The following is a 19,539-nucleotide window of genomic DNA, read 5'->3' as shown; positions in this document are numbered from 1 at the left end:
GACGTGGCAGGCAACAGCAAGGGGGGCTCATGAGACGCAGAGCGAGATCGACCCTCGCAGCGGGCGCATTGCTCATCGGCGGTGTGACGGTGGCACCGGTCGCGCAGGCCGACGGGACGGGCGCCACCGGCGCGGCCGGGGCCGACGCGGGCGCCGACGCCGTCAAGGTGTTCAACGCCGACGTCACCAAGGAGCAGATACCCCTGCTCCTGGCCGCCGGCCAGGACGCCCACGAGATGGGCGAACGCGCACCGGAGAAGGGCACGGCGCGCGTCGAGCTCTTCCTCACCGACGCCCAGGCCGAGGACCTGGCCGCCAAGGGCGTCAGGAACCTCACCGAGCGCAAGGTCTCGGCGAAGACCGAGTCCCGCATCGCCGCAGCCGGAGACGGCGTCTACCGCCCGTACAGCGGCAAGGGAAATCTCCAGGAGGAGATCGTCAAGGCCGGCCAGGCGCACCCGGACCTCACCAAGGTCGTCTCCATCGGCAAGAGCTACCAGGGCAAGGACATCCTCGCCCTCAAGCTCACCAAGGGCGCCAAGAAGACCAAGGACGGCGCCAAGCCCTCCGTGCTCTACCTGTCCAACCAGCACGCCCGTGAGTGGATCACCCCGGAGATGACCCGGCGGCTGATGCACCACTACCTGGACCGGTACGGCAAGGACCGCCGCATCACGAAGATCGTGGACTCCACCGAGCTGTGGTTCGTGCTCTCCGCCAACCCGGACGGCTACGACTGGACCCACGACCCGGCGGGCGACCGCCTCTGGCGCAAGAACATGCGCGACATCGACGCCGACGGCAAGTACACCGCGAGCGACGGCGTCGACCTCAACCGCAACTTTGCCTACAAGTGGGGCTACGACAACGAGGGTTCGTCACCCAACCCCGCCAGCTCCACCTACCGCGGCGCGTCCCCCATGTCCGAACCCGAGACGCAGGCGCTCGACCGCCTGCAGAAGCGCATCGGTTTCGAGTACGGCATCAACTACCACTCCGCCGCCGAGCTGATCCTCTACGGAGTCGGCTGGCAGGTCGCCACGCCGACCCCCGACGACGTGCTCTACAAGGCGCTCGCGGGAACGCCCGAGAAGCCCGCCGTTCCCGGATACCACCCGCAGGTCTCCTCCGAGCTCTACACGACCAACGGCGAGGCCGACGGGCACGCGGCCAACGTCAACGGCACGATGATGTTCACCCCGGAGATGACCACCTGCCAGACGGCGTCGAACATCGACCCCGATGACCAGTGGAAGCCCGAGGACTGCCAGTCCGGATTCAACTTCCCCGACGACGAGAAGCTGATCCAGGCGGAGTTCGCCAAGAACATCCCCTTCGCGCTCTCCGTCGCGGAGACCGCCGCCCACCCCGACCGGCCGTCCTCGGCCGTCGGTATGGCGGCCCCCGACTTCACACCGGACACCTTCACGACGTCCTACGCACGCGGAGGCGACCAGGAGGTCGCCGTAACAGCCCGCAAGTCCCTGCGCGACAAGGAGCTCAACTACCGCGTCAACGGCGGCCGTACGCACGACGAGGACCTGGAGCGCTGGAAGGGCGGCGAGACCTACGGCGGCGAGGACAACCTCTGGTTCGACGAGTACCGCGCGGAGGTCGAGGACGCCGGGCCCGGCGACAAGGTGGAGGTGTGGTTCACCGGACGCACCAAGGCCGGCAAGCGCACCTCCAGCGAGCACTTCACGTACACGGTCGCGAAGCGTTCCCGCGCGGACACGCTGGTGATCGCCGAAGAGGGCGCACCGGCGCAGCACGCACAGAAGTACGTCGACGCGCTCAGGGCGAACGGCCGCAGTGCCGCCGTCTGGGACGTCGCCACCCACGGCGCACCGCACGCGCTCGGCGTCCTCTCCCACTTCCGCACCGCTGTCCACTACACCGGCGCCAAGGCGCCCACAGGCCCCACCCAGCTGGCCGTACGGGCGTTCCTCAACGAGGGCGGCAAGCTGATCGAGGCCGGTGAACTGGCGGGTGGCAACGCGCTCGTCGGCCCGGCCGTCACCAACGACTTCAGCCAGTACTACCTCGGCGCCTACGGGCGTACGAACGCCGCCGGCGCCACCGGATTCACCGGCACGGGAACACTCGCGGGAACGGACAGCCCGCTCACGGGAGCGCCCGGAAACCCGCTGGACGCCGCGGGCGCGTACACCGTCACCTCGGACACGCTGCCGGCCGAGCGGTTCCCGCAGTTCCAGAGCGCGCACGCGGGCCGCTACACGGGAGTCGTCAATCCGTACGCCCCGTACGCGGGCCGGTGGATGGCCGCCGCCGCGCACGAGGACGGCACCTGGAAGCGCCTCGCCCGTACGGTCGACCTCACCGGGGTGAGCGCGGCGGACAAGCCGCAGTTGCGTCTCGCCCTCAACTGGAACACCGAGAACGCCTACGACCACGCCGTTCTGGAGGCACACACCGTGGGCGCCGAGGACTGGACCACGCTGTCCGAAGCGGGCGGCGCCACCAGGACCGCGGTACCGGCCGAGTGCGACCAGGGCTACTACATCAACGGACACCCCTTCCTGCGCCACTACCTCACCCTGGAGGCGGGCGGCTGCACGGCGACCGGCACCAGTGGCGCGTGGAACAGCTTCACCGGCTCGTCCGGCGGCTGGAAGCAGGTCTCCTTCGACCTCAGCGCCTACGCGGGCAAGAAGGTCGAGCTGGCGCTCAGCTCCATCACCGACCCCGGCAGCGGCGGCCGCGGCGTCTTCGTGGACGACGCGCGCCTGACCGTCGGCGGGGCCGACCAGGAGAGCGAGGGCTTCGAGACGTCGCTCGGTGCCTGGACCGTGCCGGGAGCCCCGGCCGGAAGCCCCGCCGCCGGAGGCGACTGGGCCCGCTCGGGCGAGCTGTTCAAGTCCTACGCGGCGGTCACTACGCGTGACACGGTCCTCTTCGGATTCGGCCTGGAGCACGTTCCGGGCGCCGCCGAGCGGGCCGCGCTGCTCGGTAAGGCGCTGAGTTCGCTGCGGCGCTGACGCCGGGGGCGGCGGTCCGTGCCCCTACTGGGGAGTACGGGCCGCCGTGCCGCGTACGGGGCCGCTCGATGTCACCCACAGCGCCACGTAGAGGTAGGGTCGGAAGCGGTCGGGGACATCCCATACATCTCGCCGGCGTCGAAACCCGGCGTACCAACGAGGAGATCGGTTTCGTGACGATCCGCGTAGGCATCAACGGCTTCGGCCGCATCGGGCGCAACTACTTCCGGGCGCTGCTGGAGCAGGGTGCGGACATCGAGATCGTGGCTGTCAACGACCTGGGTGACACTGCGACCACGGCACACCTTCTGAAGTACGACACCATCCTCGGCCGCCTCAAGGCCGAGGTGTCGCACACGGCGGACACCATCACCGTCGACGATCACACCATCAAGGTGCTCTCCGAGCGCAACCCGGCGGACATTCCGTGGGGCGAGCTGGGCGTCGACATCGTGATCGAGTCCACCGGCATCTTCACCAAGAAGGCGGATGCCGAGAAGCACCTCGCCGGTGGTGCGAAGAAGGTCCTCATCTCGGCTCCGGCCAAGAACGAGGACATCACCATCGTGATGGGCGTCAACCAGGACAAGTACGACGCGGCCAACCACCACGTCATCTCCAACGCCTCCTGCACCACCAACTGTGTGGCGCCGATGGCCAAGGTTCTCGACGAGAACTTCGGCATCGTCAAGGGCCTGATGACCACGGTGCACGCGTACACCAACGATCAGCGCATCCTGGACTTCCCGCACTCCGACCTGCGTCGCGCTCGCGCCGCCGCCGAGAACATCATTCCGACCACCACGGGCGCCGCCAAGGCCACCGCGCTGGTCCTGCCGCAGCTCAAGGGCAAGCTCGACGGCATCGCGATGCGCGTCCCGGTCCCGACCGGTTCGGTCACCGACCTGGTCATCACGCTGGAGCGCGAAGTCACCAAGGACGAGATCAACGCGGCCTTCCAGAAGGCCGCCGAGGGTGAGCTCAAGGGCATCGTCGAGTACACGGTCGACCCGATCGTGTCCTCCGACATCGTCAACGAGCCGGCGTCCTGCACCTTCGACTCGTCGCTGACCATGGCCGAGGGCACGCAGGTCAAGGTCATCGGCTGGTACGACAACGAGTGGGGCTACTCCAACCGCCTCGTCGACCTCACGGTCTTCGTCGGCAGCCAGCTCTGATCCGTCCGGCAGGCACCTCGATGTGAGCACAGGGCTCGGGCAGCGCAACGCGGCGCCGCCCGGGCCCTGTCACGTGTTTTGTCTCCCAAGGAGTCCAGTAAACAGATGAAGACGATCGACGAACTTCTCGCCGAAGGGGTCGCGGGCAAGCGGGTATTCGTCCGCGCCGACCTCAACGTGCCCCTCGAAGGCACCACCATCACCGACGACGGCCGCATCCGCGCCGTCCAGCCGACGATCGAGAAGCTCGCCGCCGCGGGCGCCCGGGTCGTCGTCGCCTCGCACCTGGGCCGCCCCAAGGGCGCCCCGGACCCGGCCTTCTCGCTCGCCCCGGCCGCGGCGCGCCTCGGTGAACTTCTCAAGACGGACGTCGCCTTCGCGACCGACACGGTCGGCGAGTCCGCCAAGGCCGTCGTCGCGGGCCTGGCCGACGGCCAGGTCGCGGTCGTCGAGAACCTCCGCTTCAACGCCGGCGAGACGTCGAAGGACGACGCCGAGCGCGGCGCCTTCGCGGACCAGCTGGCCCAGCTCGCCGATGTGTACGTCGGTGACGGCTTCGGCGCCGTGCACCGCAAGCACGCCTCGGTCTTCGACCTGCCGGCCCGCCTGCCGCACGTCGCGGGCGGCCTCATCGCCACCGAGGTCGGCGTCCTGAAGAAGCTCACCGAGGACGTCAAGCGGCCGTACGTCGTGGTCCTCGGCGGCGCCAAGGTCTCCGACAAGCTCGGCGTGATCGACCACCTCCTTGAGAAGGCCGACCGCATCCTGGTCGGCGGCGGCATGGCGTACACCTTCCTCAAGGCGCAGGGCCACGAGGTCGGCATCTCGCTGCTCCAGAAGGACCAGATCCCGACGGTCCTGGAGTACCTGGAGCGCGCCAAGGCCAAGGGCGTGGAGTTCGTGCTCCCCGTCGACGTCCTGGTCTCCGCGGAATTCCCGGACCTGAAGACGAAGGCTCCGGCGAACCCGGCGACGGTCGCCGCGGACGCCATTCCGGCCGACCAGGAGGGTCTGGACATCGGTCCGGAGACCCGCAGGCTGTACGCATCGAAGCTCGCCGACGCGGCCACCGTCTTCTGGAACGGTCCGATGGGCGTCTTCGAGCACCCCGATTACGCCGAGGGCACCAAGGCGGTCGCCCAGGCCCTCGTCGACAGCCCCGCCTTCACGGTGGTCGGTGGTGGCGACTCCGCCGCCGCCGTCCGCATCCTGGGCTTCGACGAGAACGCATTCGGCCACATCTCGACCGGTGGCGGCGCGAGCCTCGAATACCTCGAAGGCAAGACGCTTCCCGGCCTCGCCGCACTGGAGGACTGACCCTTAATGAGCAACCGACTCCCGCTGATGGCGGGCAACTGGAAGATGAACCTCAACCATCTTGAGGCCATCGCGCACGTCCAGAAGCTCTCCTTCGCGCTCGCCGACAAGGACTACGACGCCGTAGAGGTCGCGGTCCTCCCCCCCTTCACCGACCTGCGGTCCGTACAGACGCTGGTGGACGGCGACAAGCTCAAGATCAAGTACGGTGCCCAGGACCTCTCGGCGCACGACTCCGGTGCGTACACCGGTGAGATCTCGGGCGCGATGCTCGCCAAGCTCAAGTGCGCCTTCGTCGCCGTCGGGCACTCCGAGCGCCGGCAGTACCACAACGAGACCGACGAGCTCTGCAACGCCAAGGTGAAGGCCGCGTACAAGCACGGTCTGACCCCGATCCTGTGCGTCGGCGAGGGCCTGGACATCCGCAAGGCGGGCAACCAGGTCGCGTACACGCTCGCCCAGCTCGACGGCGGCCTCAAGGACATCCCGGCCGAGCAGGCCGAGTCCATCGTGATCGCGTACGAGCCGGTGTGGGCCATCGGCACCGGCGAGGTCGCCACTCCCGAGGACGCGCAGGAGGTCTGCGGAGCGATCCGCGGCCGTCTCGCGGAGCTGTACTCGCAGGAGCTGGCCGACAAGGTCCGCATTCAGTACGGCGGCTCGGTCAAGTCCGGGAACGTCGCCGCGATCATGGCGCAGCCGGACGTCGACGGGGCCCTGGTGGGCGGCGCGGCGCTGGACGCGGACGAGTTCGTCAAGATCGTCCGGTTCCGCGACCAGTGAGTAGGCCCTAGGGCCGATCCGTCGTACCCTGGCGGGGGCCGGGGTGGCTGTGCAGCAGCCGCCCGGCCCCCGTCGCCCGTCTTCGAAGTCCGAAGTCCGAAGTCCGAGGAAGTTGGTCCAGCCGTGGTTATGGGGTTCTCGATCGCCCTGATCGTCTTCAGCCTGCTGCTGATGCTGCTGGTTCTGATGCACAAGGGGAAGGGCGGCGGTCTCTCCGACATGTTCGGCGGCGGCATGCAGTCGTCCGTCGGTGGGTCCTCGGTCGCCGAGCGCAACCTCGACCGCATCACCGTGGTGGTCGGTCTGATGTGGTTCGCCTGCATTATCGTGCTTGGTCTGCTCATGAAGCTGGACAGCTGACCCTGGACAGTTGACCCGTCGTCCGGTATGGAGACGGGAGCGCGGCCTATCATGGGTCCACGGCTCGCGTTCACAGGGGCGGGGGATGTAACTCCGGTCAGTGGATGCGCGTTGGGCCCTACGTAGACTGGGGCGCAGGCAGCTGAGCTGTTCGACGACTCCGCGGCGATAGCCGCTGACTGATGCAGTGCAGCACCATCACGCAGGGAGTTACGACCGTGGCAAGTGGCAACGCGATCCGGGGAAGCCGGGTCGGAGCGGGGCCGATGGGCGAGGCTGAGCGCGGCGAGTCCGCGCCCCGTCTGCGCATCTCCTTCTGGTGCTCGAACGGGCACGAGACGCAGCCGAGCTTCGCCAGTGACGCTCAGGTCCCGGACACCTGGGACTGCCCGCGCTGCGGGTTCCCGGCCGGACAGGACCGGGACAATCCGCCGGCTCCGCCGCGCACCGAGCCGTACAAAACGCATCTCGCGTACGTACGGGAACGGCGCAGCGACGCGGACGGCGAGGCGATTCTCGCCGAGGCCCTCGCGAAACTGCGGGGCGAGATCTAGGAATTGTGGTCCGGCCGGACGCCTGCGGGTGTCCGGCCGGACCGCTTCGCGGGCCGATTGTCAGTGGCGCCCTCTACGGTTCTTGAAACAGGGGACCGGAAGGGGGAGTTGTGACGACGAGCGAGGCCGCGGCGGCAGAACCGGCCGCGACGGATGTCCGGGCTCCGGCCTGGCGCGGGGGATTCGGCCGGCTGTGGACGGCTGCTGTCGTCTCGAAGTTCGGCGACTCGCTACGCACGGCCGCGATGCCGCTGCTGGCCGCCGCACTGACGTCCGACCCGGTGCTGGTGGCGCTGGTGACGGCGTGCGGCTATCTGCCGTGGTTGCTGTTCGGGCTGCTCGGCGGTGCGGTGGCCGACCGGGTGGACCAGCGGCGGGCGATGTGGGCCGTGGATCTGGTGCGGGCCGCCCTGATGGCCGCCTTCGCGGTGACGGTCGCCCTCGGCCACGCCTCCGTAGCGCTGCTCATCGCGCTCGCCTTCGCGCTCACCACCCTCCAGACGCTCTTCGACAACGCGGCCACGTGCCCTGCTGCCCTCTCTGGTGCCCAAGGCCGCGCTGGGCAGCGCCAACGCCCGGCTGCTGACCGGACAGCAGATCGCGGGCGGCTTCCTCGCCGCACCGCTGGTTCCGGTGCTGCTGCTGGCCGGGGCAGCCGTACCGTACGCCGCGGACGCCGCGACGTACGTCCTGGGGGCCGTGCTGATCGCGTCCCTGCCGGTGACGGGGCCGCAGCGGCCGCCAAGACCGGCGGGCAGCACGCTGCGCGGGGACATCGCGCAAGGGCTGCGGGCGCTGTGGGGCGACCGGGTGCTGCGCGGGATCTGCGTCGCCACCACGCTCTGCAACATCGGGATGGCAGCGCTCATCGCCACCCTGGTCCTCCACGTCACCGGCTGGCTCGACGGCGGGCACGGCGGTTACGCGGCGACCCTCACGGCGTACGGCGTGGGCAGCGTGGCGGGTGGGCTGCTCGCCGGGCGGCTCTCCACGCGAATAGGGCGGGTGCGGAGCGTGTTCACCGCCGGAGCCGTGCAGATCGGCTGCCTGGCCGCGATGGGCCTGGTCCGCGAGTTGTGGGTGACGATCGGGGCGATGGTGCTGTTCGGAGTCATGGGGCTGGTGTGGAACACGAATCAGGTGACGCTGATGCAGGAGCGCAGCCCCGAGGCGATGCTGGGGCGTATCGGTTCGGCGTTCCGTACGCTCGCGGTCGCCGGCGCACCGCTCGGCGCGCTGCTCGGCGGCGCGGCAGCGGCCGCCTGGGGACTGAACGCGCCCGCCTTGCTGGCGGCGGCGCTCTTCGCGGCCGCCATAGCATCGCTGGCCGCTCTGATCAATTAGGTTGGAGGGGCAGCGGGGCATGCACGCAGGTACGAGAAGAAGTGGGCTGATGTCCGAGATGAACACAGAAAGCCGTACCCGGCTCAACCAGATGCCCGAGTGGGCCGCTCTCGCCAAGCACCGTGAGCAGTTGGGCCAGACGCATCTGCGCGACCTGTTCGCCGCCGATCCGGAGCGGGGCAGCGGGTACACACTCAAGGTCGGCGACCTCTATCTCGACTATTCCAAGCACCTGGTGACGGACGAGACGCTGGGGCTGCTGCGCGAACTGGCCGGGGCGGCCGGGGTCGCGGAGCTGCGGGACGCGATGTTCCGCGGGGAGAAGATCAACACCACCGAGGACCGCGCGGTGCTCCACACCGCCCTGCGCGCCCCGCGCGACGCGGTGATCGAGGTCGACGGGGAGAACGTCGTCCCCGCCGTGCACGAGGTGCTCGACAAGATGGCCGCCTTCGCCGACCGGATCAGGTCGGGGGAGTGGACCGGTCACACCGGAAAGCGCATCAAGAACGTCGTCAACATCGGCATCGGCGGCTCCGACCTCGGACCCGCCATGGCGTACGAGGCGCTGCGCTCCTTCACCGACCGGGACCTCACGGTCCGCTTCGTGTCCAACGTCGACGGGGCGGATCTGCACGAGGCCGTGCGGGACTTGGACGCGGCCGAGACGCTGTTCATCATCGCGTCCAAGACCTTCACCACGATCGAGACCATCACCAACGCCACGTCGGCGCGCGACTGGCTGCTGACCAGTCTGCGGGCGGAAAGCGACGCCGTCGCCAAGCACTTCGTGGCGCTGTCCACGAATGCCGGGAAGGTCGCGGACTTCGGCATCGACACAGCCAACATGTTCGAGTTCTGGGACTGGGTCGGCGGGCGCTACTCGTACGACTCGGCCATCGGCCTGTCGCTGATGATCGCCATCGGCCCGGCCCGCTTCCGCGAGATGCTCGACGGCTTCCGCCTCGTCGACGAACACTTCCGCACCGCGCCCGCGGAGGAGAACGCGCCGCTGCTGCTCGGTCTGCTGGGCGTCTGGTACGGGGCGTTCTTCGACGCCCAGGCGCACGCGGTGCTCCCGTACTCGCACTACCTGAGCAAGTTCACGGCGTACCTCCAGCAGCTTGACATGGAGTCCAACGGCAAGTCGGTGGACCGCGAGGGCAACCCCGTCGACTGGCAGACGGGGCCCGTGGTGTGGGGCACGCCGGGGACCAACGGGCAGCACGCGTACTACCAGTTGCTGCACCAGGGCACGAAGATGATCCCGGCGGACTTCATCGGCTTCGCCAGGCCGGTCGCCGGCCTGCTGCCCGGCCTGGAGGCCCAGCACGACCTGCTCATGGCGAACTTCTTCGCCCAGACGCAGGCGCTGGCCTTCGGCAAGACGCCCGACGAGGTGCGGGCGGAAGGAGTGGCCGAGGACCTCGTGCCGCACAAGACGTTCCGCGGCAACCACCCGACGACGACGATCCTCGCGGACGATCTCACTCCCTCTGTGCTGGGCCAGTTGATCGCGCTGTACGAGCACAAGGTGTTCGTCCAGGGCGCCATCTGGAACATCGACTCGTTCGACCAGTGGGGTGTCGAGCTCGGCAAGGTACTGGCCAAGAAGATCGAGCCGGTGCTCACCGAGGGCAGGGACGGCGAGCAGCTGGACAGCTCGACGGCGACCCTCGCCGCCAAATACCGTACTTTGCGCGGGCGCTGACCCAGGAACAGGAGACCGGGCCGATGACCGGGGGGACCGTGCGGCTCAGGCCGCCGAACAACACGCTCGACCGGCGGGTCATCGGCTGGTGGCGGACCCAGTTGCTGCTGCTGACCGTGGTGCCGGTGGCCGTACTGGCTGTGCTGGGCGCGTTCGTCGCGCCCGCACGCCCGTGGCTGCTGCTTGCCGCCGGCGTGGTCGCGGTGCTCGGCGCGGCCGTCACGGTGTTCCTGCCGCTGTGGTGGTTCCGGGTACACCGCTGGGAGGTCACGCAGGACGCGGTGTACGTACGTACCGGCTTCTTCTGGCAGGAGTGGCGGATCGCGCCGATGTCGCGGATCCAGACCGTGGACACCGTGCGCGGACCGCTGGAGCAGGCGTTCAGGCTGGCCACGGTCATCGTCACCACCGCGTCCTCCAAGGGAGCGGTGAAGATCGAGGGGCTGGACCATGAACTCGCCGCGGAGCTTGCCGAGCGGCTGACGCTGATCACACGGGCCACCCCCGGAGACGCGACGTGAGCGGTACGGGGGGCGGGACGCGGCCGGAGAGCGGCGGCGGCTGGCGGCGGCTGGACCCGCGCACCGTTCTCGTCGCCGCGCTGGTCATGGGGGGCATCGCGGTGGGCGCGGGGGTGCCCGCCTTCGTCGGGCTCGTGGGCGGCAGGCCGGTGTGGCAGGCGTTCACCTGGGTGTTCACCGGAGCCGTGCTGCTGGTCGTGGGCGGCGCCGCGCTCGACTACGTACGGTGGCGCAGGACGCGGTACCGCATCGGCGCCGAGCGTGCCGAACTCCGCACGGGCCTGCTGCTGGTCAAGCGCCGCTCGCTGGCACGTGAGCGCATCCGCAGCGTCGACCTGACGGCGAATGTGCTGCTGCGGGTCCTCGGGCTGGTGAAGGTCCGTATCGGTACGGGTGAGCAGACCGGAGGCGGCGAGTCCACCCTCGAACTCGACCCCGTCACACGGGAAGAGGGCGAACGACTGCGCAGGGAGCTCCTCGACCGGGGGACGGCCACCGCCGGCCCCGGCCCGCACCGCGAGGGGGAACTGGCCGTCCTCGACCCCGCGTGGATCCGGTACGCGCCGGTGTCCTTCGTCGCCCCGGCGCTGGGCGGCGCCGCGGCGGGCGGGCTCATGCAGGTCAGCGAATGGTTCGGTGCGCAGGGGAAGCTGATCGGCTGGGTGCGGGACCGGTTCCAGGACACGCCGGTCCTCTGGATCATCGTGGCGCTCGTCGCGGGGGCGTGTGCGGCGGGAGTCGTGGGTGCGCTCGGCCTGTGGATCGAGATGTGGTGGAACTACCGGCTGGAGCGGGAGCCGGGGGGCACGTTGCGGGTCCGTCGTGGCCTGTTCACCACGCGGTCCCTCTCCATCGAGGAGCGCAGGCTGCGCGGTGTGGAGCTTGTCGAGCCGCTCGGCGTACGGACGTTGGGCGCGGCGCGGGTGGACGCGGTCGCCACCGGGCTGGCGGCCGGAGAGGACAGCGGGCACGCGGACCACAAGACGCTGCTGCCGGCCGCGCCGAGGGCCACGGCGCAGCGCGTGGCGGCGTCCGTCCTGCGGGAGGCCGCCTCACCGACGGGCACGGCCCCCCTCACTCCGCATCCGCGGGCCGCCCGCACGCGCCGGCTGCGCTGGGCGCTCGGCGCGGCGCTGCTGCCGGTCGTCGTCCTCACGGTCCTCGGTGTGCTGGTGACCGACGTCCTGCTGTACGTCGCCGGGGTGTGCGCGGTGGTGCTGCTGCCGGTGGCGGTGCTCCTGGCGCTGGACGCGTACCGCAGCCTGGGGCACGGGATCAGCGGCGACTACCTGGTGGTGCGGTCGGGGACGGTGCGGCGTACGACGGTCGCCTTGCAGCGGGGCGGGGTGATCGGGTGGACGGTCAAGCAGTCCGTCTTCCAGCGCCGGGCGGGGCTGGTCACGCTCACCGCCACGACTGCGGCCGGGGGCGGGGCGTACTCGGTGTACGACGCCGCTGAGAGCGAGGGGTTGGGCTTTGCCGACGAGGCGGTGCGGGGGGTGCTGGCGCCGTTCCTGGAGCGGGTGGGGTAGGCGCTCGCGGGTGCGGCGTGCGGGGGCGGGGTGCCGCTGCGCGGGGCTTTCCCCGACCCGCCCCTTCCCGAACTGGGGCTCCGCCCCAGACCCCGCTCCTCAAACGCCGGAGGGGCTGGAGGGGGGTGCTTGGGGCTCCGCCCGAGGCCCCGCTCCTCAAACGCCGGAGGGGCTGGGTTTCGTTGCGGCAGCCATTCAGCCCGTCCGGGGTCTGGGGCTTGCCCCCAGGCGGCGGAGCCGCAAATGTCACGGCCGGGAAGGGGCGGGGTGGGGAAAGTCGGACGCGGTGCTCGCCTGTGGCTCAGGCTGTTGTGGTCAGGGTGTCGGTCGGGCGGTGGCGGGTTGCTTGTGACGCGGGTAGGGCGGAGGCCGCTGCCGCTCCCAGGACCGCGGCCGCCACCACTGTCAGGAGGACGAGCGCGGGTGGGGACTGGGCGATGCCCGCGCCGATTCCGCTCGACCGGCCCTGCGCGTTGATCAGGCTGCCGCCCAGGAGTACGCCCAGTGTCGTACCGGTCAGCGCCGCGGCCAGCGCCGTGAGGGCGGCGGATGTCACGATCATCGAGGTGACCTGGCGCGGGGTCAGGCCCATCGCCTTCAGTGCGAGCAGGTCCCGTTCGCGCTCGCGCACGCTCGCACCGATCGTGGTCAGCAGCTCCGTCAGCCCGATCAGCGCCAGCACCGCGATCAGGCCGGTGACCAGCCCGCGCGCGGGAGCCAGTCCGTCGGCCGGGCTCGTCGCCTTCCCGATCTCCAAGCGGCCGTCCAGAACGCTCGCCAGCTCGGTGCTCACCGCGCCCGCGTCCGCGCCCGCGCGCAAACGCAGCCGGTAGAAGGCGGGTTCCAGCGAGGGATCGCGCTCGCGGAGCGTGTCGAGGTCGGTGGCGACCACCCGGCCCGCGTTCTCCGGCTCGATGGCGCGGCCGACGATGTGCAGGATCTGCGGGCGGCCTGCGACCGTCATCCGCACCCAGTCGCCGACCTCGATGTCGAGGAGGTCGAGCAGGCCCTGGCCGGCCACCGCCTCGTCGGGCCCGTCCGGGGCACGGCCCTCGGCCGGTGCGAAGGGGTACGGGTTCGCCCGGGTGCCGAGGCCGCGCAGGGCTATCGTGCCCGTCTGGCCGGGAACCAGCGCCGCGACCTCCACGCCGGGATGGGCCGCCGCGACCCGCGGGTTCGCCTCCAGTACGGTCCGTACTTCGTGATCCTTCAGGCCTTCCGCCGCGCGAGCCGTCAGCTCACCCGCCGGGCCGTTCCCGGCCGCCCGGTTCTGGAAGCCGTCCAGCGTGGACCACGCGCTCAGCGCGACCGTGATCAACACGATCGGCAGGGCCAGCCTGGCGATCGAGGACAGTGAGCGGGTCCGGCGGCCGAAAGCGTTGTGCCAACCGAGCACGAGAGCGGGCGGCACCTTCAGCCCGAGCGCGCTGCGGGCCACCGCCGGCATCCGCCCGCCGACCGGTGCGGCGGCCCGCAGCGCCGGTACGGGCGGGACGCGCCCCGCTCGCCACGCGGCGAGGCCGGTCGCCGCACCGATGAACAGGAGGGTGGCGGCGGGCAGGGCCAGGAGTACGGCCGTGTGGCCCGGAAGGTCCTGCCACACCCCGACCGCCTCACCGATCCGGCCCGGCGTCCGGGCGCCCAGCGTCTCCACGAGCGCCGTTCCCAGGACGACACCGGACAGGGCGAAGGCCAGGTGCTGGATGAGGAAGATCCGTACGACCTGCCCAGGCGTGAAACCGATCGTCTTCAGGACGGCGATGTCCCGCAGATGGCCGCGGACCCGCGTGCTGATCGCGCCCGTGACCGCCAGCGCGGCGGCCAGCAGCGCACCGAGCCCGAAGACGCCGAGGAGAAGGCCGAGCAGCCGGCTGTCGCTCTGTGCCTCCGCGCGTGCCTGATGCCAGTGGGAGACCTCGGTGACTTCGCCGGCGCCGAGCGCGGTGACAGCCCGCTGCACGGCGAAGTCCGTGTCGTCGGGGTGGTCGAGCCGCACCCCGACGACCTGCCCGGTGCGGCCGTCCGGCGCGCCGGTGAGGGCGGGTTCGCCGGGCAGCACCCAGCCGGTGCCCGGCCGGTCACCGGGCCGGTACGGGGACTCGGCGCTGTCGGCGACGCCGAGGACAGTGAGGCGGCGTACGGATGATCCGTCTGCGTCGGGCAACGAGAGGGTGTCCCCGGGGCCGGCCCACAGGGCGCGGGCCAGGCTGCTCTCCAGGACGATGCCACCGGCCGCCCCCGGGTCGAGCCAGCGCCCGGATGTGATCAGGGGGCGGCCCGTCTCCGAGCGGTCCGGGGCGGCGCCGCGCAGTTCGACGGCGGCCTCGGCGCCCTGGGACCGTACGGTCGTACGGGCTGTGCGGTACGGACCGGAGAGCGCCTCGACACCGTCGAGCCGGGCCAGGACCGCCGCGTCGGCGGAGGGGCTGGTGTGGATCCACACATGGGCGCCGCGGGACTCGTTGAACACGCGCTGCCAGGGGTTGGCGGCGTAACTGAGCAGTGCGCCGGCCAGCAGCAGCGAGACGATGATCCCGGCGGTCGCCAGAACGATGAAGAGCGCCTCGCCGCGGTGCGTGCGCAGATCGGCGTGTGCCCAGCGCAGAGTGGCCCGCACGTTCGTCAGTCCTTCAGTTCGAGGACACTCGACACACCGCGGCCGCCGGTCCCCGCGCCCAGTGTCGCGTCGTCGGCCACGCGGCCGTCGAAGAAGCTGATGACCCGGTCCGCCGCGCTGGCGAGCCGGTGGTCGTGGGTGACCAGCAGGATGGCCTGGCCGCGCTGGTGGAAGCGGGACAGCAGCCGCATCACCTCGCGGGTGCCCTTGCTGTCCAGGCTGCCGGTGGGCTCGTCGGCGAGCAGCAGGTCCGGGTGGTTGACCAGGGCGCGCGCCAGGGCGACGCGCTGCTGTTCGCCGCCGGACAGTTCGCCCGGCATGCTGCGCTCCTTGCCTTCCAGGCCCAGCTCGGCGAGGAGCTTCTCGCGCTCGCTCCGGGCCTGGCGCGCGTTGCTGCCCGCGAGCAGCGTCGGCAGCTCGATGTTGTCGGCGACGGTCAGGTTCGAGACCAGGTTGAAGAACTGGAAAACCACGCCGATACGACGCCGGCGCAGCACCGCCCAGCGGGCCTCGCTGTAGGAGTCGACGCGCTCGCCGTCCAGCCAGATGCTGCCGCTGTCCGGCCGCTGGAGACCGCCGAGCAGGTGCAGCAGGGTCGATTTCCCCGCGCCCGACGGGCCGGTGACCGCTACGAACTCACCCCGGCGGATCGTGAGATCGACGCCGCGTACGGCGTGGGCCGGGGCGCCCTCGCCGCTGTAGGTCTTGACGAGCCCCTGAGTGCGAAGAAGGGGAGGAGGTGCTGGCTCGTCGCTCATTCCAGCTCCTCCTGACAGCGTTCCAGCCAGTCGAGGTCGGCCTGCAGATGCAGCATCGCGCCCTCGATCAGCAGTTGGGAGATCCGGTTGTCCCGGTCTTCGGACGCGGCGAGTTTCGTCAGGTCCCGCAGGGTGTTGAGGTACTGACGCCGCTGTTTGTTGATGAGAGTGATCTGGTCGGCCATGCCGGACGCCGGTGCGAGGGCGAGCTTCATGAAGAACTCGTCCCGTACGCGCGGCTCGTCCGTAGGGTCCTCGAACCAGACATGCAGCGCTTCCCGCCCGGCGTCGGTCAGCCGGTAGATCTTCTTGTTGGGCCGGTTCGACTGGGCGATTTCCTCGCCCTCGATGAGCCCGGACTTCTCCAGTCGGCCGAGAGTGACATAGATCTGGCCGACGTTCGGCTGAGGGTACGCGGCACCCAGCAGTTGCTCAAGCCCCTGCTTGAGCTCGTATCCGTGGGCGGGTCCGCGGGCGAGGAGGGCGAGAAGGGGCAGGCGCACGCGTGCTCTCCTCCTCCCCGTTCCGTACGTGTTCCGCACTTGCTCGCAGCGGCCGGACCCGACCGCCGTCGGAGTGTGGCCCGCATCGCCCTGGTGTGGTGCGTCGGGCTCTAGTATCGCCCATGCCTAACGGGTATACATGGCCCCTGACGTCAGTCGAGGATGAAGGGCGCCGGTGTCCAGGGAGGGAACCTATGCGGTGGATACGAGCCGCCGGTAGGGGTCTCCTGGCCGTCGCCGTGATCATGGCCGGTTACGCGGGTGGCGGTGCGCGCGCCGAAGGGCCGCCGGGCGGCGGGGACGGGCGCGGGCCCATGACGCTGGCCACGGCCGGTGATCTGACCGGTTATCTCGGCCCGCTGCTGGACGGCTGGAACCGTACGCATCCCGGCGAGAAGGTCACCCTCGTCGAGCTGCCGGACTCGGCCGACGAGACCCGGGCGCAGATGATCACTGAACTGCGCGCGGGCAGTGGCCGGTTCGACGTCCTCAACATCGATGTGGCCTGGACCTCCGAATTCGCGGCCGCGGGGTGGATCGCCCCGGTCGACCGCGGTCGCTTCCCGCTCGACACCTTCCTGCCTCCGGTGGTCGACACCGCCACTTTCGGCAGTCGGCTGTACGCCGTCCCTTATGTCACCAATGCTGGGTTGCTCTACTACCGCAAGGACATCCTGCGGCGGGAGGGCGAACAGCCGCCCCGCACCTGGGCGGACCTGGAGCGGCAGGCGTCGGCGATCGCACCGAAGTACGGAATCGACGGGTACGCCGGACAGTTCCTGCCGTACGAGGGGCTGGCCGTCAACGTCACCGAGGCGGTGCATTCGGCAGGCGGATCGTTCCTGCGGGACGAGGGCGAGCGGGTCACCGTGGACTCCGCCGCCGCCCGCGCCGGACTCGGTTTCCTCGCCGGGGGAGTGCGGGACGGCTGGATTCCGCAGGAGGCGCTGCGCTTCAAGGAGGAGGAGTCGCGGCAGGCCTTCCAGGACGGCCGGCTGCTCTTCCTGCGCAATTGGCCGTACGTTCATTCCGGGGCCGGCGGCAAGGAGTCCGAGGTCGCGGGGAAGTTCGGTGTGACGCCGCTGCCGGGGCCGGACGGGCCGGGCGCGAGTGTGCTGGGCGGATCCAATCTCGCGGTCAACGCCCACTCCCGGCATCAGGAGTCGGCCACCGACCTGATGGCGTACCTGACCAGCGAACCCGTACAGCGCAAGGTCCTCACCGAAGGCTCGCTGCCGCCGGTACGGGCCGCGCTGTACGCCGATCCGGAGCTGGTGCGCGCGTACCCGTATCTGCCGACGCTGCGCAGGAGTGTGCTCGCGGCGGAGCCCCGGCCCAAGAGTCCGCGCTACGACCAGGTGAGCCTGGCGGTGCAGGCGGTGGCGTACGACGCGCTGGCGCTGCGCCAGACACCGGAGCAGGCCGTGGACCGGCTGGCGCGGGAGCTGCGGGCCGTGGCCCGCAGAGGCTGAGGGCCTTCCCTAGTCTCTTGCTAGTTACATGTTAGGCATCTACGCCTCTCCGAGGTTGGGACATAAGTACGCAACTCCGGGCGGCTTTGGGTCGCTCCGTTGACACCCTCTCGTCACGCCTACTTAACATGCATGCATAACGGGGGGGGCCTGCTCTGGGTGCTCCCGCACGCACAAGTAGGAACAGGTCCCACGGGTGATGCTCACTGCCCCGGCCGACAACGGCCTCCCCCTTCGCGTCGCGCACCACTGGTGGCGGGACGCGGTGATCTACCAGGTGTACGTCCGCAGCTTCCTGGACAGCACCGGCGACGGCATCGGCGACCTGGCCGGCGTACGGGCGGGGCTGCCGTACCTCAAGAAGCTCGGCGTCGACGGCATCTGGCTGAGCCCGTTCTACCCCTCGCCGCAGCACGACCACGGCTACGACGTCGCCGACTACTGCGACGTCGACCCGGTCTTCGGTGACCTCGCCGAGTTCGACCTGCTGGTCACCGCCGCCCGGCGGCTCGGCATCAAGGTGCTCCTCGACATCGTCCCCAACCACTGCTCCAGCGAGCACGTCTGGTTCCGCGAGGCGCTGGCCGCCCCGCCCGGCAGCGCCGCCCGCGCCCGCTTCCACTTCGCCGACGGCAGGGGGCCGGGCGGCGATGAGCCGCCCAACAACTGGCGGGCGATGTTCGGCGGCCCCGCCTGGTCCCGCGTCACGGAGCGGGACGGCGCCCCCGGACAGTGGTACCTCCACATGTTCACCCCCGAGCAGCCCGACCTGAACTGGCGCAACCCCGAGGTCGCCGCCCACTTCGACCACGTCCTGCGCTTCTGGCTCGACCGGGGCGTCGACGGCTTCCGCATCGACGTCGCCGCAGGGCTCTTCAAGCACCCCGAACTCCCCGACTCCCCGGACCCCGAGGCCGACGAGCGGACCCGCGACTCCGTCAACCCGCTCGCCTGGAACCAGCCCGAGGTGCACGACGTGTGGCGCCACTGGCGCGCCGTCTGCGAGGAGTACGCCGCCCGCGACGGCCGGGAGCGGCTGCTGGTGGGCGAGGTCTCCGTGCCCACCGCCCGCGAACACGCCCTGTACGTACGCCCCGACGAGCTGCACCAGGCGTTCTTCTTCGACCTGCTCGGCGCCCCCTGGGACGCCGACGCGTTCCAGAAGATCATCTCCGGCGCGATGCAGGACATCGCGGGCACCGGCTCCACCGTCACCTGGGTCCTCAACAACCACGACCAGGTCCGCACCGTCACCCGCTACGGCGAGTCCGGCACCGGGGGCAGCGGCCTCGGCTCGGCGCGCGCCAGGGCCGCCGCGCTGCTGATGATGGCGCTGCCGGGGTCGGCGTACATCTACCAGGGCGAAGAGCTGGGCCTGCCCGAGGTCGTGGACCTGCCCGACGATGTCCTGACCGACCCGATATTCCGCCGTACGGGCAGCCGCAAGCGCATCCGTGACGGCTGCCGCGTCCCGCTCCCGTGGTCGGGACACGCCTCCCCCTTCGGCTTCACCTCGGGCGCGGAAGGGGCGAGGCCGTGGCTGCCGCAGCCCGAGTGGTTCGCCGAGCACGCCACGGACCGGGCCCTGGCCGACACCCGTTCCTTCTGGCACCTCTACCGCGACGGGCTGCAACTGCGGCGCGGACTGCCGCAGTTCGGCGAAGGCGGCCTGCGCTGGCTGGAGAGTCCGCCCCAGGTGCTCGCCTTCACACGGGGCGACGGGCTGGTGTGCGCGGTCAACTTCGGCACCGGTCCCGTACCGGCCCCGGTCGCCGGCACCCCGCTGCTGGCCAGCGGCCCCTGCGTGAACGGCGTACTGCCCGGATCCACCGCCGCCTGGTGGATCAGCGACAGCGCCACCCTGTGACCCCTCCCTCTCCACCTCTTCGG

The 19,539-nt window shown here is 70.6% G+C and carries 14 protein-coding genes and 1 pseudogene; 12 read left to right on the top strand and 3 right to left on the bottom strand.

Annotation, left to right across the window (positions count from 1 at the left end; genetic code table 11):
• Positions 1-29: 29 nt before the first annotated feature.
• From G412_RS0121655 to G412_RS0121610, 10 genes and pseudogenes are all read left to right on the top strand, one after another.
• On the top strand, positions 30-2,999 hold the full coding sequence (locus G412_RS0121655) for a M14 family metallopeptidase (RefSeq protein ID WP_028813909.1): 2,970 nt from the start codon (positions 30-32) through the stop codon (positions 2,997-2,999).
• Between the two features lie 173 nt (positions 3,000-3,172).
• Positions 3,173-4,177, top strand: a complete 1,005-nt coding sequence (gap, locus tag G412_RS0121650; protein WP_028813908.1) for a type I glyceraldehyde-3-phosphate dehydrogenase — start codon at positions 3,173-3,175, stop codon at positions 4,175-4,177.
• Positions 4,178-4,282: 105 nt separating this feature from the next.
• The gene (locus tag G412_RS0121645; protein WP_028813907.1) at positions 4,283-5,494 is read left to right on the top strand and encodes a phosphoglycerate kinase; all 1,212 of its coding nucleotides are present in this window, start codon (positions 4,283-4,285) and stop codon (positions 5,492-5,494) included.
• A gap of 6 nt (positions 5,495-5,500) precedes the next feature.
• Positions 5,501-6,277, top strand: a complete 777-nt coding sequence (gene tpiA, locus G412_RS0121640; RefSeq protein WP_028813906.1) for a triose-phosphate isomerase — start codon at positions 5,501-5,503, stop codon at positions 6,275-6,277.
• A 129-nt stretch (positions 6,278-6,406) separates the two neighbouring features.
• On the top strand, positions 6,407-6,637 hold the full coding sequence (gene secG / locus G412_RS0121635) for a preprotein translocase subunit SecG (RefSeq protein ID WP_028813905.1): 231 nt from the start codon (positions 6,407-6,409) through the stop codon (positions 6,635-6,637).
• A 218-nt stretch (positions 6,638-6,855) separates the two neighbouring features.
• The gene (locus tag G412_RS0121630) at positions 6,856-7,191 is read left to right on the top strand and encodes an RNA polymerase-binding protein RbpA (protein WP_010352468.1); all 336 of its coding nucleotides are present in this window, start codon (positions 6,856-6,858) and stop codon (positions 7,189-7,191) included.
• 110 nt (positions 7,192-7,301) lie between these two features.
• Positions 7,302-8,535: pseudogene (locus G412_RS35495) on the top strand (MFS transporter).
• A 58-nt stretch (positions 8,536-8,593) separates the two neighbouring features.
• On the top strand, positions 8,594-10,246 hold the full coding sequence (gene pgi / locus G412_RS0121620; protein WP_028813904.1) for a glucose-6-phosphate isomerase: 1,653 nt from the start codon (positions 8,594-8,596) through the stop codon (positions 10,244-10,246).
• A gap of 23 nt (positions 10,247-10,269) precedes the next feature.
• Positions 10,270-10,767, top strand: a complete 498-nt coding sequence (locus tag G412_RS0121615; RefSeq protein WP_028813903.1) for a PH domain-containing protein — start codon at positions 10,270-10,272, stop codon at positions 10,765-10,767.
• On the top strand, positions 10,764-12,299 hold the full coding sequence (locus tag G412_RS0121610; protein WP_028813902.1) for a PH domain-containing protein: 1,536 nt from the start codon (positions 10,764-10,766) through the stop codon (positions 12,297-12,299). The genes G412_RS0121615 and G412_RS0121610 overlap by 4 nt, the downstream gene beginning before the upstream one ends.
• Before the next feature lie 301 nt (positions 12,300-12,600).
• On the opposite strand, the gene G412_RS0121605 is transcribed toward G412_RS0121610, so the two are convergent.
• Genes G412_RS0121605 through G412_RS0121595 form a run of 3 tightly spaced genes read right to left on the bottom strand, consistent with a single transcriptional unit; the run spans position 12,601 to position 16,177 of the window.
• Positions 12,601-14,916 carry an ABC transporter permease gene (locus G412_RS0121605; RefSeq protein ID WP_028813901.1) on the bottom strand — a complete coding sequence of 772 codons (2,316 nt, stop codon included), beginning with the start codon at positions 14,914-14,916 and terminating at the stop codon, positions 12,601-12,603.
• 5 nt (positions 14,917-14,921) lie between these two features.
• Positions 14,922-15,674, bottom strand: a complete 753-nt coding sequence (locus G412_RS0121600) for an ABC transporter ATP-binding protein (RefSeq protein WP_028813900.1) — start codon at positions 15,672-15,674, stop codon at positions 14,922-14,924.
• Positions 15,671-16,177, bottom strand: coding sequence for a PadR family transcriptional regulator (locus G412_RS0121595; protein WP_028813899.1), 507 nt, complete (start codon positions 16,175-16,177; stop codon positions 15,671-15,673). The genes G412_RS0121600 and G412_RS0121595 overlap by 4 nt, the downstream gene beginning before the upstream one ends.
• 194 nt (positions 16,178-16,371) lie before the next feature.
• On the opposite strand from G412_RS0121595, the gene G412_RS0121590 reads away from it, so the two are divergent.
• Together G412_RS0121590 and G412_RS0121585 are read left to right on the top strand one after the other, a co-directional pair.
• Complete coding sequence (locus G412_RS0121590; protein WP_028813898.1) at positions 16,372-17,649, top strand: ABC transporter substrate-binding protein; 1,278 nt, start codon at positions 16,372-16,374, stop codon at positions 17,647-17,649.
• A gap of 199 nt (positions 17,650-17,848) precedes the next feature.
• Positions 17,849-19,516: a glycoside hydrolase family 13 protein gene (locus tag G412_RS0121585; protein WP_051338540.1), complete on the top strand. Its 1,668-nt coding sequence runs from the start codon at positions 17,849-17,851 to the stop codon at positions 19,514-19,516.
• The last annotated feature ends 23 nt before the right edge of the window (positions 19,517-19,539 follow it).

The organism is Streptomyces flavidovirens DSM 40150, assembly GCF_000429085.1.
In the GTDB taxonomy this organism is placed as follows: domain Bacteria; phylum Actinomycetota; class Actinomycetes; order Streptomycetales; family Streptomycetaceae; genus Streptomyces; species Streptomyces flavidovirens.
Note: the sequence above shows the minus strand (reverse complement) of the source record. Positions and strands in the feature narration are given on the sequence as shown.